The organism is Amycolatopsis sp. NPDC102522, assembly GCF_055584485.1.
Window position 1 is genome coordinate 637895 of record NZ_JBVJLY010000001.1, and the last position, 13712, is coordinate 651606.

The following is a 13712-nucleotide window of genomic DNA, read 5'->3' on the forward strand; positions in this document are numbered from 1 at the left end:
GTCACCGCAGTTCGGAGGGACCCTGGGGCGAGCGTGCGTCTCCTGGGTAGGGCGGGCCCTACCTCACCGTGCCGCACTTGGCGTCGACGGTGACGTCGTGCTCGATCCCCTTGCCGTCGCGGAGCCCGACCTCCCAGACGAGAGTGCCATCGGTGGCGCGGTCGATCTCCATCTCGTCGAGGTCACCGGGCTGACTCCGCTGCGCGCTCTGGAGCGCCCTGACCGCGTCGACACCCGCTTGTTCGACCTTCGCCATGTCGTCGCTCGGCTTGGCTGTCTGCTGCTCGCCCAAGACCTGAGCACCGTCCCGGCTCACCCGGATCTTGTGCTCCTGCCCTCGCGACGCGACTTTGATCTCCCACCCGTCGGGTCCGGGCTCCACGTCGAACGCCCGCCCGTCGGGCACGGCGCCTGCCGCCGTTTGGATCGCCTTCACCGGCCGCGCCTCCGGCGCCGGTGCCGCCGGGCCCGGCGGCTGTTCGGTGGAGCAGGCGGCCAATGTCAGCAACCCCGCGATGACAAGAACCGATGACCTCATGATCCACGCGTACCCGTCCGGTGCGGCCCCGAACCGTCGTCGGTCGGATGAGACCGTGGGGTGATGGTCTCCAACGGACAGGGCTGGCTCCAGGTCGGTGAACTGGTGATGGCGTTCGCGCTGTCGGCGGCGATCGGGCTGGAACGGCAGATAAGGGGCAAAAGCGCCGGACTACGGACGCAGACCATCGTGGGCACGGCGTCCGCGCTGATCCTTTTGGTCGGTAAGTACGGTTTCGGCGACATTCTCGCGACCGGGCAGGTGGTCCTCGACCCGTCCCGGATCGCGGCGCAGATCGTCTCCGGGGTCGGATTCCTCGGCGCGGGACTGATCATCACCAGACAGGGCGCGATCCGGGGGCTCACCACGGCCGCGGCCGTCTGGGAGACCGCGGCCATCGGCATGGCGGCGGGCGCCGGATTGTTCCTGCTGGCGATCGTGGTGACCGCCCTGCACTTCGTGGTGGTCGTCGGTTTCACCTGGCTGACCAAGCACCTTCCGGGCGGCACGGGCACGACCAGGCTTCGCGTGAGCTACGCGGACGGGAAGGGTGTGCTGCGCGACCTGCTGGAGCTCTGCACGAGCCATCGATGGTCGATTTCGTCCCTGCGGATCACCGACGACCGCGACGGCGAGGTGACCGTGACGCTCGACCTCTCCGGACCGGCTCACGCCGACGCCCCTACCGTGCTCGCCGCGGCGGACGGGGTGCGGTCGATCGAAACCGCGGACGAGGACTAGCTGCTCCCTCGCCCACTGGTCCGCTGGGGCGTCGCGAAAGCCACTTTCGGGACGTCTGATGTCCCGAAAGTGGCTTTCGCGGCATGCCGACCGCAGTCCTGAGGCCGCGTTCGGTACCTCCCGGGAGACCGGCGGTGCGTGGTGGTCGTGAGTGGCTAGGACGGTTCTAACCTTCCTAGCCACACACGAGGAACTGGGCCGAAGCGTCACCGCCACTTCGGCCGCCGGAAGTACATGAAGGCCCCCTTCATTGCGCCTAGCGCAATGAAGGGGGCCTTCATGTACTTGGGGAGGTGTGAAGGAGGTACCGGAAGACAACAGTCACACCGCTCAGGTGCGGCCTTTCCCGCCGAACCCGCCGCCGAGTTTGCGCAGCACCGCGCGCGGCAGCAGCCCGCCGACCGCGACGATCGCCTTGTACTGCAGGCTCGGCACCGAGATCACCTTGCCTCGTCGCAGATCCGCGAGCGCCTCGTCCACGACCTGGTCGACGCCGAGCCAGAACGCCTTCGGGCCAGGCTTGTCCAGTCCCGCTCGCTCGTGGAACTCCGTGGTGGTGAAGCCGGGGCAGAGCGCCATCATGCGGATGTTCTTCGGCAGCGAGGCGGCGATGCCCTCGGTGAACGAGGTGACCCAGTTCTTGCTGGCCGTGTACGTCGAGCCGCGGCCGCTGAAGAAACCGGCGACAGAGCTGACGTTGATGATCGCGCCCTGGCCGCGTTCGATCATGCCCGGCAGCGCGGCGCGGGTCAGCCGCAGGACCGCGGTGACGTTGACGTCGAGCTGACGTTGCAGCGCGTCCGGTGGGATGGTCCAGAAATCGCCGTTGAGCCCGAAGCCCGCGTTGTTCACCAGGAGATCCACCGGCGTTTCGGCCAGGCGGGCCTCGACCAGCGCGCGTCCGTCCACTTCGGACAGATCGGCGGACAGGGCGACGACGTCGACGCCGTGCGCCTCGACCAGCTCCGCGGCGAAGCTCTCCAGCCTGTCGACGTCGCGGGCGACGAGCACGAGGTCGTAGGCCTCGGCGGCGAGCCTGCGCGCGAACTGCGCGCCGATTCCGGCGGTGGCGCCGGTGATCAGGGCGGTTTGAGTCATATCGGGAACCTACTCCTCGGTCGGGTTCCGGGAGAGGTGCTCCAGCGCTGCTACGTGACGTGCGTGGGGGTCACCCACCGTGGGGATCTGTCGTGCAATCGACGAAGTCGGGAAGTATCGTCCCGCCCCATGGGGAAGCACAGCAGGCGCAAGCCCGGCTATCTGCCCAAGGTCGCGGCCGGCGCGGCGCCGCTGGCGTTGTTGCTCGCCGGTCCGGCCACCGCGCTCGCCGCCCAGCCGGATCCGGCGATCCCGCTCCCCCTCGACCACCAGCGCGAAGGCACCCTCGATCGCGGCGTCGGCTTCAGCAGCGAAGGGGACACGTCCGTCCTTCGCGGCTTCTTGACCAGCACCGAGCGGGACGTCTACAGCAAGGACCTCGACGGCGCGAAGGTCGTCACGGACGTCCGCCGGTCGGTGAGCGAGACCGTCGAGACCCGCGACGGCGTCACGGCCCGCCCCGACAAGGTCGGCGCGCTCGCCGCGGCGAAAACCGCCGAAGCGGCCATGCAGGGCCAGCGGCAAACGGTGAAGCTCGACCGCTACGGCAGTGTCGTGGCCGGCAACGAGACCAAACTCGAAAAGACCGGCGAACGGCTGACCGAAGCGGCGATCGACCCGCGCACCGGCGTCCCCACGCTCGTCTCCGAGGACAGCCGCGGGCTCCGCGCGTCCGAGGGGACCTATCACTCCGTCCGCCCGTTGCCCGGGGTCGGCGTGATCAACGAGACCCAGCAGCACACCGGCGGGGACCTCGACCGGGCCCTGCGGCTCGACGGCGGGTTCTCCGGCGTCCTCGGCGGCGTGCTGGAGGCGGGCCGGTCTTCCGGGCACGGGATCGACATCGGTGACTTCGCCGCCATCGGGACGACGTCGGCGCAGCACGGCGTCGGCCGCTTCAAAGGGGTCCTGCCGATGGACGTCGGCTCGGGCGCCGGCTACGGCCAGGAGCACGCTTTCGGCGGCACCATCGGTCCGGGGACCGGGCTGGTGACCACCGCACAGGCCGCGGATCTGGCGCAGAACGGCGCCGGGCTCACCGGATCCGGCTCGAACACGATCAGCGGCGACCTCGGCATCGGCGAAGTGGCGTCCGCCCACGGCACCACGAAGACGTCACTGCGCGGGGTGCTGCCCACCACCGATCCGGCGCGGGCCGGGCGGGTGACCCAGTCCGGGACACTCGACCTGAGCGTGCTCGGTCAGCCGTCGCACACCGGCTTCACCGCCGGCGCGCTCCCGCTGGAGATCGAGCAGTCCTGATCAACCCTGGGGTTCGACGTCCTCAGGCGAATCGGCCTGCCAGTGACGGCCCGGGGTCGAGGCGTTGTCGTACTCCTCGTCGAACGGGTCCACGATGTCGGCGATCTCGCCCAGGTCGCGCAGCAGCCGCTCGAGCCGCGACGGCCCGGCGTTCGGGGCGACGCTCGCGAGCACCCACTCGTTCTCCAGCCACGCCACGCCGACGTCGCCGCCGAGCGAGTCGGCCGCGTCGACGAGTTCCTGCGTGATCACCTTGCGGGCACCCTCGGAGTCGTCCGCGAAGGCGTAGCGCTGGCCGATCGGGCCGAGCATCTCGGGCATGTCCTGGCGCTGGAACGGCACGCTGGACAGCCACATCTCCAGCGGCGTCTCGTGCACGCGGTTGCAGCGCACGGCGACGACGACCGCCGGAATCTGGCCCTCGGACTCGATGTCGAAGATGAAGACGGGGCGCCGCCCGTCGGAGGTGAAGGTGGACCCGGCCACGACGTTGACCGCCATCTGGGCGCCGAAGTACCCGATCGCGCCCTTGGACCACTGCTTCGGCAGCCGTTCGTCCTCTTCGACGAACTGCCAGCCGCGCAACTCGGCCCAGCGCATGCGCTCGCGATTGCGCGAGCCCTCCTTCGCCCGGTCGGCCGCGAGCAGCGCCAGCCCCGCCACCAAGGCGACGGCGGCGATGACGAACCAGATCCACGCCGGAATACCCACGCCGGTCAGGGTATCCCCCTGCCCTCACCGGATGTGATCGCCGTACGCCGTGTCGCGCCCCCCTTTCGGTGCCGCACCCGGGAAAGACCACGAAAGACGCGGCGAAAGGTCGACAAATCGCTGTGTCGCCAAACCTTCAAGAGTCTCCCCAAGGGCGCCCTGCGCCCGACGGAGACTTCACCGTCGAGCGCCTCTTTTGACCGAAGGCCACGGAAACACGATGAAGGGGCGCCTGCCCACACGACGGGAGTGACGTGCGGAGCGGCGCCCCTTCGGCGGGTTTACGTCAGCGCTCGACAGGCAACACGGTGAGCGCCTCCGACGCCTCCTGGCCGGGGATGTCCACCCGGACCGTGTCGCCGTCCCGGATCTCACCGGCCAGCAGCTGTTTCGCCAGCTTGTCGCCGATCGCCGACTGCACCAGCCGCCGCAGCGGCCGCGCGCCGTAGATCGGGTCGAAGCCGTTCAGCGCGAGCCACTCGCGTGCCCCGGCGGTGACGTCCAGCGTCAGGCGGCGCCGCGACAGCCGCGAAGCGAGCCGCTCGATCTGGATGTCCACAATGGACGTCAGTTCGTCGGTGCCGAGCGCGTGGAAGACCACGATGTCGTCCAGCCGGTTCAGGAACTCCGGTTTGAACTGCCGCTGGACCACCGACATCACCGCGTCGTTGCGCTGGCGCTCGTCGAGCGCCGGGTCGGCGATGGCCTGCGAGCCGAGGTTCGAGGTCAGCACCAGGATGGTGTTGCGGAAGTCCACCGTCCGGCCCTGGCCGTCGGTGAGCCGTCCGTCGTCGAGCACCTGCAGGAGCACGTCGAACACGTCCGGATGCGCCTTTTCGACCTCGTCCAGCAGCACGACCGAATACGGCCGCCTGCGCACCGACTCGGTCAGCTGCCCGCCCTGGTCGTAGCCGACGTAGCCCGGCGGCGCCCCGACCAGGCGTGCCACCGAGTGTTTCTCGGCGTACTCGCTCATGTCGATCCGCAGCATCGCGCGCTCGTCGTCGAACAGGAACTCGGCCAGCGCCTTCGCCAGCTCGGTCTTGCCGACGCCGGTCGGGCCGAGGAACAGGAACGAACCGGTCGGCCTGTCAGGGTCCGCGACACCGGCCCGGGTGCGGCGCACCGCGTCCGAGACGACCTGCACGGCCTCCTTCTGCCCGATGACGCGCCTGCCGAGCTCCTCCTCCATCCGGAGCAGTTTGCCCGTCTCGCCCTCCAGCAGCCGCCCCGCCGGGATGCCTGTCCACGCGCTGACCACGTCGGCGACGTCGTCCGCGCTGACCTCTTCCTTGAGCATGACGTTCTGCTGACTGACCTCGCTGGCGGCGGTCGCGGCCTCGAACTCCTTCTCCAGCGCGGGAATCCGGCCGTAGCGGAGTTCGGCGGCCTTGCCGAGGTCGCCGTCGCGTTCGGCTCGCTCGGACTCGCCGCGCAGCTGCTCCAGCTGCTCCTTGAGGTCGCGGACGCGCTCGATCGAACCCCTCTCGTTCTGCCAACGCGCTGTCAGCGCATTCAACGTTTCCGTCTTCCCTGCCAGCTCCAGGGTCAGCGCGGCCAGCCGGTCCTTCGAGGCAGCATCGTCCTCTTTGGACAGTGCCATCTCCTCGATCTCCATCCGCCGCACGGCGCGTTCGACCTCGTCGATCTCGACCGGCCGGGAGTCGATCTCCATGCGGATCTTCGACGCGGCCTCGTCGACCAGGTCGATCGCCTTGTCCGGCAGGAACCGGGCGGTGATGTAGCGGTCGGACAGCGTCGCGGCGGCGACCAGCGCGGCATCGGTGATGCGCACACCGTGGTGCACCTCGTACCGCTCCTTGAGCCCGCGCAGGATGCCGATGGTGTCCTCTGTGGACGGTTCGCCGACCAGTACCTGCTGGAAGCGCCGCTCCAGCGCGGCGTCCTTCTCGATGTGCTGGCGGTACTCGTCGAGCGTGGTCGCGCCGACCATCCGCAGCTCACCGCGGGCGAGCATCGGCTTGATCATGTTGCCCGCGTCCATCGCGCCCTCGCCTGTCGCGCCGGCGCCGACGATGGTGTGCAGCTCGTCGATGAAGGTGACGACCTCGCCCGCGGAGTCGGTGATCTCCTTGAGCACGGCCTTGAGCCGCTCCTCGAACTCGCCGCGGAACTTGGCGCCCGCGACCATCGAGCCGAGGTCCAGCGCCACGACGCGCTTGCCGCGCAGCGATTCCGGCACGTCACCGGCGATGATGCGCTGGGCGAGCCCCTCGACGATGGCCGTCTTGCCGACGCCGGGCTCGCCGATCAGCACCGGGTTGTTCTTGGTACGGCGCGACAGCACCTGCACCACGCGGCGGATCTCCGTGTCACGGCCGATCACCGGATCCAGTTTGCCGGCGCGGGCACGCTCGGTGAGGTCGACGCTGTACTTCTCCAGCGCCTTGAAGGTGCTCTCCGGGTCGGGGCTGGTGATCCGCGCGGAACCCCGCACCTTGGCGAACGCCTCGCGCAGCGCGTCCGGGGTGGCACCGTGCCGCTTGAGCAGGTCGGCCACCGGACCGCCGTCGGTGGCGAGGCCGACGAGGAGGTGCTCGGTCGAGACGTACTCGTCGCCGAGTTCGGTCGCGAGCTTCTGCGCGTGTCCCCACGCCTTGACCGCGTGCGCGTCGAACGGCGGGCTCGACACGGTGGCGCCGGTCGCCGACGGCAGCGCCGAGAGCAGCGGCTCCAGCTCCTTCTGCACCTGCGCGGGGTCGGCCCCGACCGCGGTCAGCAGCGGCGCGGTGATCCCCTCACCCTGCGCCAGCAGGGCGCCGAGCAGATGCGCGGCCGCCACGTGCGGATTGCCGGCCATCGTCGCCGCCTGCGCCGCCGACGAGATCGCCTGCTGGGTGTTCGTGGTCGGGTTGAAAGCGTCCATCCCTCACCTCGTACTAGGTCCTGCGAAGTTCTTCTCGACACGTACAACGTCAGCAAAGTTGAGTCTGTTCCGCTCAACTCTGAAAAAGTTCAGCCCCCCGTCGGCGAGACGGCCTCCGCGGGCAGGCGCGGGCCCACCCGGCCGAGTCCGACGACGGCCGTACAGGCGCACGCGGCCACGAGCACCCACGGGATCCACACTGCCACGGAGAACAGCGCGACGACGGCCGGAGCGATCACCGCGGCGAGTGTGAACGCGTATTGGAAGGCCGCCAAATAGCGGCCCTTCGCCTCGGGCGGCGCCGCGGCTTCGGCCAGCGCCCCGGACCGCGGGCCGAACGCGAGATCGCCCGCGGCCAGCACGAGGGTCGCGCCGAGCAGGTAGACCGGCTGGAAGACCTTCGGCACGAACACCACCACGAGGCACGCCAGGCACCACACCGCGAACAACGCCGAGCCCGCGCGCATCGCGGCGATCCGGGTCAGCTTCCGGGTGAGCCGCAGCCCGACGACTCCACCCAGACTGGTGACGACGGTGAGCAGCGCGATGATCGCGCCGGGCAACCAGCGGGGGCCCTGCAGGGAGTTGAAGACGTACACCGGCATCCCGATGAGGAAGAAGTCCATCGTGAGCGCGAAGAGCCCGCTGAACACGATGAGCGCCAGGTACGGGCGGTTCCGCCAGACCCGCGCGGGCCCCGAGAGCCGCCGCGAATGCCGCGGGACCGGCGTGACCAGCGTCGAGAGGATGGCCGCGGCGACGACGAAGGTGGCGACGTCGACCATCACGGCGACGTACAGGCCCTCGCGCCCGATCCAGACCAGGAGCCCGGCCGCCGCGAGCCCGCCCAGCCCGAAGCCCGCGGAGCGGACCATCGCGGCTTCGGCGAACGGCCGGTCCTTCGGTCCTTCGCCCGCGACGTCGGCGATGAGCGAGAACTGCGAGCTGTAGAAAAGCTGCTGTCCGGCCGCGAGCATGACCGACGCGCCGACGACGCCGGTGAAGCCGCTGGCGAGCAAGAAAGCGCTCGCTCCGGCGGCCTGCAGGACGTGGGCGCAGATCATCACCGTCCGCGGTCCGATCAGATCGACGAGCCGTCCGGCGAACGCGGGGACGAGCAGTCCGGCCAGCGCACCGAGAGTGACGGCGGCCCCCGCCTGGGCGAGCGGCAGACCCACCACACGGATGACGAAGACGAGGCCCAGCGGGAGGAAGAGCCCCGAGCCGAAGTTGTCGATTCCCAAAGCGACCAGCAACGCGACCCTGCTCCGCACAACTTCGACGCTACCGGCGTGACAGCGCTACGAAAGGTCCGTTCAGTCAAGACCGGCGGGTAGCAACGACACCCGTCAGACGTCGCACGTGCGGACGGACAGGACGGCGCGAACGTCGGCGTTCATCTCCGCCAGGCGCGTGGTCAACTCGACGACCTTCTCGTCGTCCCAAGCACCGAGCGCGCGCTCCATGAACTCCAGATACCCGGTCCGCCGCCGCCCCAGTTCCTCACGGCCCCGCTCGGAGATGCTGATGATCGACGCGCGGCCGTCCTCGGGCGCGGGACGGCGGTCGACCATGCCCGCGGCGGACAGCTGGGAGATTTGACGACTCACGACCGAAAGATCCACAAAGCGCCGTTTGGCGAGTTCCGAGGGACGCGCCTCGCCGTGCTTCGCCAGATCGGACAGCAGCATCGCGGCCGCCGGATGCAGGCCGGGATCGTCCTGCCAGGCCTGCATGATCCAGGCGTGCTGCAGCTGGGAGGCGGCCTTCAGCTCACGCATCAGTTCGACCCTGACGTCGTCGTCGGAGCTCATCGGCGCCTCCCGGCTACTTGTACAGTACAACCTTATTCGGCGACACTTGCGTAAGACAACTATTTACCTCGTGAGATCGCCCACTGCCCGCCGGATTCGAGTACACCCGTCCGGAGCAACGATGCAGGCAAAAGGGCTCTCGGCAGCTAGTCTCGCGAGCGAGCCGGAACCAGCCGACCGGCCGCCAGCCACTGACCGGAGAGGTGAATGATCCGTGAATTCTTCTCCAGTGGTCACTCGTCCGTGAACCTGGGAAACTCTCTACCGGTATGCCTTTCCCGATCAGCGACTCCCAGCCCGTGACGGCCGACGCGGTCAGTCCGGTACCCCGGTCATCGGCGCCACGAGAAGCCCCGCCCGCGGTCACCGCGATGGTCCGGCTCATCCGTGACACCTGGGCGAAGTCGGAACCCTTCGTCCCGGAGATCTCCCAGTTCTTCTACGGGATGCTCTTCACCCTCGCGCCCGCCACCCGCGACTTCTTCCCGATCAACATGGAGGTCCAGCGCGGCAGGCTGGTGCGCGCGCTGGTCCACATCGTGCAGATGGTCGACCGGCCGGACGACCTCGTGCCGTTCCTGACCCAACTCGGCCGCGACCACCGCAAGTTCGGCGTCATCCCGCGGCACTACGAGGCCGTCGGCACCGCACTGCTCGCCTCGCTCAAGAGCCACCTCGGACCGGAGTGGACACCGGAGGTCGAACGGGCCTGGGCGGAGGCGTTCACCATCGTCGCCCGCGCGATGCAGGAGGCCGCCGCGGCCGACGTCAACCCGGCGTCGTGGTCGGCCACCGTGCTCGAACACCGGCGGCTCACCTGGGATCTCGCCCTGGTCCGCGTCCAGCCCGAATTCCCGGTGCCGTATCAGCCCGGTCAGTACATGAGCGTCGAAGTCCCGCAGCGGCCGAGGCTCTGGCGCTATCTGTCGCCGGCGAACGCGCCGCGCGAGGACGGCGGCATCGAGTTCCACGTGCGCGCGGTCGACGGCGGCTGGGTGTCCCGCGCCATCGTGAGCCACACGCAGCCGGGCGACGTCTGGCGGCTGGGACCGCCGCTCGGCAGGCTCGCGATCGACAGGGCCGACGGCCGCGCCGTGCTGATGATCGCGGGCGGTACCGGCGTCGCGCCGTTGCGCGCCATTCTGGACGACCTCGCGCAATGGGGCGAGAACCCGAAGGTCCAGCTGTTCTACGGCGGACCGTCGCGTGAGGACCTTTACGACCTCGACGAGTTGCGCGCCCTCGCGGCCACGAACCCGTGGCTCACCGTGACCCCGGTGGTCGAGCACGGTGACGAAGCGCCCGGCTGCGTCCAGGGCACGCTCGCGGAAGCCGTTACACAGCAAGGATCCTGGCCGGGACATCGCATCCTCGTCTCCGGCTCGCCCGCGATGATCCGGGCGACGGTGTCGCGGATGCTGGTCGCGGGCAGCGCCCTCGACCAGATCGCGTACGACCCCTTCACCATCGACTAGCAGGTCTTTTCCCCACTCCGTTCAAAGATCACCGGCTGCCCTCGAAACGCGTCGGCTAATGCTATTCCACAATGGAGATCAGCAAAAGACCGCGCACCGTTACGCAACCGGCCGATAGCGGAAAGAAAGCCACCCGATCGGCGGATCAGGTTTCGCCGAGAACTGGCGAAAAACACTGGTGAAGCAAGAGAAATACCCCTTGCATGATCACCCTTACTTAGTGCCAGACGGGGTTGACGGCGCGTATATCGTTTGCTCCGTTCGAGCGGGAAACATCTTTTACCGGATCCTTTCCCGACGTTCGGGCATACAGTCAGGAACCCTCGGGGGAACACGATCGCCATCACGACATCGGGTCTGGAGAATATGCCCGATACAACTGGAGAACATCGTTCAGCCATGACTGCAGAAACAGTGAAGTACGTGCATCCACCGAGTTCGTCCAGATCTTCACCAGCACGGAATCCCGCCACCGGACCGATTCCCGTCCCACCCTTGATCGAGACGCCCGCGGCGGACAAGACCGTCCAGATGGCCAAGCTCGTCCGCGAGAGTTTCGCCTCCGTCGAAACGAGGGCCGAGGAGCTGTCCCAGTACTTCTACGGGGCACTTTTCTCCGTTTCGCCGGATACCAGGGCGCTGTTCCCGATCAACATGGCCACGCAACGAAATCGTTTACTTCGCGCACTCGTCTACGTCGTGCAGATGGTGGACCGGCCCGAAGAGCTGACCACCTTCCTCAGCCAGCTCGGCCGGGATCACCGGAAGTTCGACGTCCTCGGCCGTCATTACGACGCGGTCGGCGTCGCGCTGATCGCCACGTTGAAAAGGTTCTTGAAAGACGGCTGGACACCCGAGGTGGAAGATGCCTGGGTCACCGCGTACGGCGTCATTTCGAAGAACATGCGCGAGGCCGCGAGCAAGGAGTCGGGGCCGGCGTGGTGGAAGGCGACCGTCGTCGAACACCGGCTCGTGTCCCGCGACGTCGCCATCGTCAAGGTGCGCACCGACCAGCCGCTCCCGTACCGGGCAGGCGGTTACGTCAGCGTCGAAGTCCCGCAGCGGCCCCGGATGTGGCGCTACTTCTCGCCGGCCACCGCGCCGCACGACGACGGGTTGATGGAGTTCCACGTGCACGCCGTGCACGGCGGCTGGGTCTCGCGCGCCATCGTCCGCCACACCCGGTTCGGCGACGCCTGGCGCCTCGGCCCCTCGCTCGGCGCGCTTTCGGTGCACCACACCGAAAGCCGTCCGCTGCTGATGATCGGCGGCGGTACCGGGGTCGCGCCGCTGCTCGCCCTGCTCGACGACATGTCGCGCTGGCAGCACAACCCGCCGGTGCACCTGTTCTTCGGCGGCCGTCGACCGGAAGACCTCTACGCCCTCGACGAACTCCGCGGGCTGACGGTCACCTGCCCTTGGCTGACGGTGACCCCGGTGACCGAGGAAGGCACCATCGCCGGCGGTGACCGCGGCACGCTGGCCACGGCGGTCACGCAACGTGGCGCTTGGAAGGAGCGTGACGTGTACGTCGCCGGGTCGCCGTCGATGATCCGCGCGACGATCGCGAAACTGCTCGCCGCCGGGACCGACCTGGCCCGGATCAAGTACGACCCCTTCACCCTGGACTGACCCGATGCTTCCTTCGTATTAGGCCGTTCGGCTGTTCTACCTGGGCTCGACGCAGCAGTAGGTCTTCGAATCATTGACCGCGGTCACCGGCGGATTTATGGTCTAGACCACATTGCTCCCCCTCAACGGGAACACCGTCGTTCCATCCCCAGGAGCCGGCATGACCGTCAAACGCAAGCTCGTGGCAGCCGCCGCCGGTGCGATCCTCGCCCCGATCGCCATCGTGGCCATCCCTCAGGTGGCCAGCGCCCACGGCTACGTGCTGTCCCCGCCCAGCCGCCAGGCGAACTGCGCCCAAGGCAAGGTTTCCGGCTGCGGTGCCATCGTCTACGAACCGCAGAGCGTCGAAGGCCCCAAGGGGCTCCGCAGCTGCAACGGCGGTCTTCCGGGATTCGCCGAGCTCAACGACGAGTCGAAGTCGTGGCCCGCCGCCTCGGTCGGCAACAGCGTGACCTTCAACTGGAAGTTCACCGCCTACCACCGGACCACGAACTACGAGTACTACATCGGCGGCACCAAGATCGCCGACATCAGCGGGAACAACTCCGCGCCGAAGGACCCGACGTCCCACACGGTCAGCCTGAACGGCTTCAGCGGACGCCAGAAGGTCCTCGCCATCTGGAACATCGCGGACACGCCGATGGCCTTCTACAGCTGCATCGACCTGCAGATCGGCGGCGGCAACCCGCCCACCACGAGCAACCCGCCGACCACCAGCAACCCGCCTTCGACGTCGAACCCGCCGAGCAGCACCACCAACCCGCCCACGGGCGGCACCTGGGCGGCCGGGACGGCCTACGCGGTCGGCAGCACGGTGACCTACGGCGGCGCGACGTACCGCTGCCAGCTGGCGCACACGGCGATCCAGGGCTGGGAACCGCCGAACACCCCCGCACTGTGGACTCGGCAGTAAGGACGCGTCCGTGAAGCTCGCCCTCGTTCTCGTCGCCGGTCTCGTGGCCCTCTCGGGCTGCGGGGCCGGTGATGGCTCACCCAACACCGCCGGCGCCCCGCTCACCCCGGTTCCCCAATCGGGCGCCCCGGCGGCCGCGGAGTACAACGACGCCGACGTGATGTTCCTGCAGATGATGCTCGCCCACAACGACCAGGGCGTGGAGATCGTCAAACTGGTGAAGACCAAGCAGGCGCAGAAACAGGAGCTCAAGGATCTCGCGGCCGCCATCGAGGCGACGCAGCTGACCGAGAGCACCGACATACGGAACTGGCTGAAGAACTGGGGCAAACCCGAGACGGGCTCGATGGACCCGAACGCCCACCACCATCACGGTGGCGACGGGCTCACCGACAAGGGCCTGCTCGACGCACTGTCCAAAAAGGATGGTTCGGAGTTCACCCTCGACTTCGCCGACATCTTCGTCGCGCACCAGCACAACGGGGTCGCGCTGGCGAGGACCGAGCTGAAGGACGGCAAGGACCCCGGTTCGAAGGCGCTGGCCCAGCGGATCATGGATTCCCGGACCGGCGAGGTCCAGCAGATCCGGACTCTCGTGCCCGGCCAGTGAACGCGTTTAGTCCTCTGAATGCGGACAAGC

12 protein-coding genes are annotated in these 13712 nt (G+C 68.5%); 6 read left to right on the top strand and 6 right to left on the bottom strand.

The features are described 5' to 3' along the window. Nucleotides 1-58: 58 nt before the first annotated feature. Nucleotides 59-538, bottom strand: a complete 480-nt coding sequence (locus tag ACZ6YV_RS02775) for a PepSY domain-containing protein (protein ID WP_465508006.1) — start codon at nucleotides 536-538, stop codon at nucleotides 59-61. Between the two features lie 60 nt (nucleotides 539-598). Here ACZ6YV_RS02775 and ACZ6YV_RS02780 point away from each other — a divergent pair, with 60 nt between their 5' ends. Then, nucleotides 599-1279 (top strand): MgtC/SapB family protein, encoded by a 681-nt coding sequence (locus tag ACZ6YV_RS02780; RefSeq protein ID WP_465508007.1) that lies wholly within the window; start codon nucleotides 599-601, stop codon nucleotides 1277-1279. A 330-nt stretch (nucleotides 1280-1609) separates the two neighbouring features. Here ACZ6YV_RS02780 and ACZ6YV_RS02785 read toward each other — a convergent pair whose 3' ends face one another. Continuing rightward, on the bottom strand, nucleotides 1610-2377 hold the full coding sequence (locus tag ACZ6YV_RS02785; protein ID WP_465508008.1) for an SDR family NAD(P)-dependent oxidoreductase: 768 nt from the start codon (nucleotides 2375-2377) through the stop codon (nucleotides 1610-1612). Between the two features lie 129 nt (nucleotides 2378-2506). Here ACZ6YV_RS02785 and ACZ6YV_RS02790 point away from each other — a divergent pair, with 129 nt between their 5' ends. After that, nucleotides 2507-3640, top strand: a complete 1134-nt coding sequence (locus tag ACZ6YV_RS02790; RefSeq protein WP_465508009.1) for a hypothetical protein — start codon at nucleotides 2507-2509, stop codon at nucleotides 3638-3640. Here the strand turns inward: ACZ6YV_RS02790 and ACZ6YV_RS02795 are convergent, their stop codons facing one another. From ACZ6YV_RS02795 to ACZ6YV_RS02810, 4 genes are all read right to left on the bottom strand, one after another. Then, nucleotides 3641-4351 carry a hypothetical protein gene (locus ACZ6YV_RS02795; protein WP_465508010.1) on the bottom strand — a complete coding sequence of 237 codons (711 nt, stop codon included), beginning with the start codon at nucleotides 4349-4351 and terminating at the stop codon, nucleotides 3641-3643. A gap of 286 nt (nucleotides 4352-4637) precedes the next feature. Then, complete coding sequence (gene clpB / locus ACZ6YV_RS02800; RefSeq protein ID WP_465508011.1) at nucleotides 4638-7238, bottom strand: ATP-dependent chaperone ClpB; 2601 nt, start codon at nucleotides 7236-7238, stop codon at nucleotides 4638-4640. Between the two features lie 89 nt (nucleotides 7239-7327). Further along, nucleotides 7328-8512, bottom strand: a complete 1185-nt coding sequence (locus ACZ6YV_RS02805) for an MFS transporter (RefSeq protein WP_465508012.1) — start codon at nucleotides 8510-8512, stop codon at nucleotides 7328-7330. Nucleotides 8513-8587: 75 nt separating this feature from the next. Beyond that, a complete protein-coding gene (locus ACZ6YV_RS02810) occupies nucleotides 8588-9052 on the bottom strand; it encodes a MarR family winged helix-turn-helix transcriptional regulator (protein ID WP_465508013.1) in 465 nt (154 codons plus the stop codon). Between the two features lie 269 nt (nucleotides 9053-9321). Between ACZ6YV_RS02810 and ACZ6YV_RS02815 the strand changes: the two genes are divergently transcribed. The 4 genes from ACZ6YV_RS02815 (at nucleotide 9322) to ACZ6YV_RS02830 (ending at nucleotide 13682) form a co-directional block, all read left to right on the top strand. Beyond that, complete coding sequence (locus tag ACZ6YV_RS02815; protein WP_465508014.1) at nucleotides 9322-10527, top strand: globin domain-containing protein; 1206 nt, start codon at nucleotides 9322-9324, stop codon at nucleotides 10525-10527. Between the two features lie 531 nt (nucleotides 10528-11058). Then, nucleotides 11059-12159, top strand: a complete 1101-nt coding sequence (locus ACZ6YV_RS02820) for a globin domain-containing protein (protein WP_465508513.1) — start codon at nucleotides 11059-11061, stop codon at nucleotides 12157-12159. Nucleotides 12160-12319: 160 nt separating this feature from the next. Further along, a complete protein-coding gene (locus ACZ6YV_RS02825; protein WP_465508015.1) occupies nucleotides 12320-13072 on the top strand; it encodes a lytic polysaccharide monooxygenase in 753 nt (250 codons plus the stop codon). Nucleotides 13073-13082: 10 nt separating this feature from the next. Further along, nucleotides 13083-13682 (top strand): DUF305 domain-containing protein, encoded by a 600-nt coding sequence (locus tag ACZ6YV_RS02830; RefSeq protein WP_465508016.1) that lies wholly within the window; start codon nucleotides 13083-13085, stop codon nucleotides 13680-13682. Nucleotides 13683-13712: the final 30 nt, after the last annotated feature.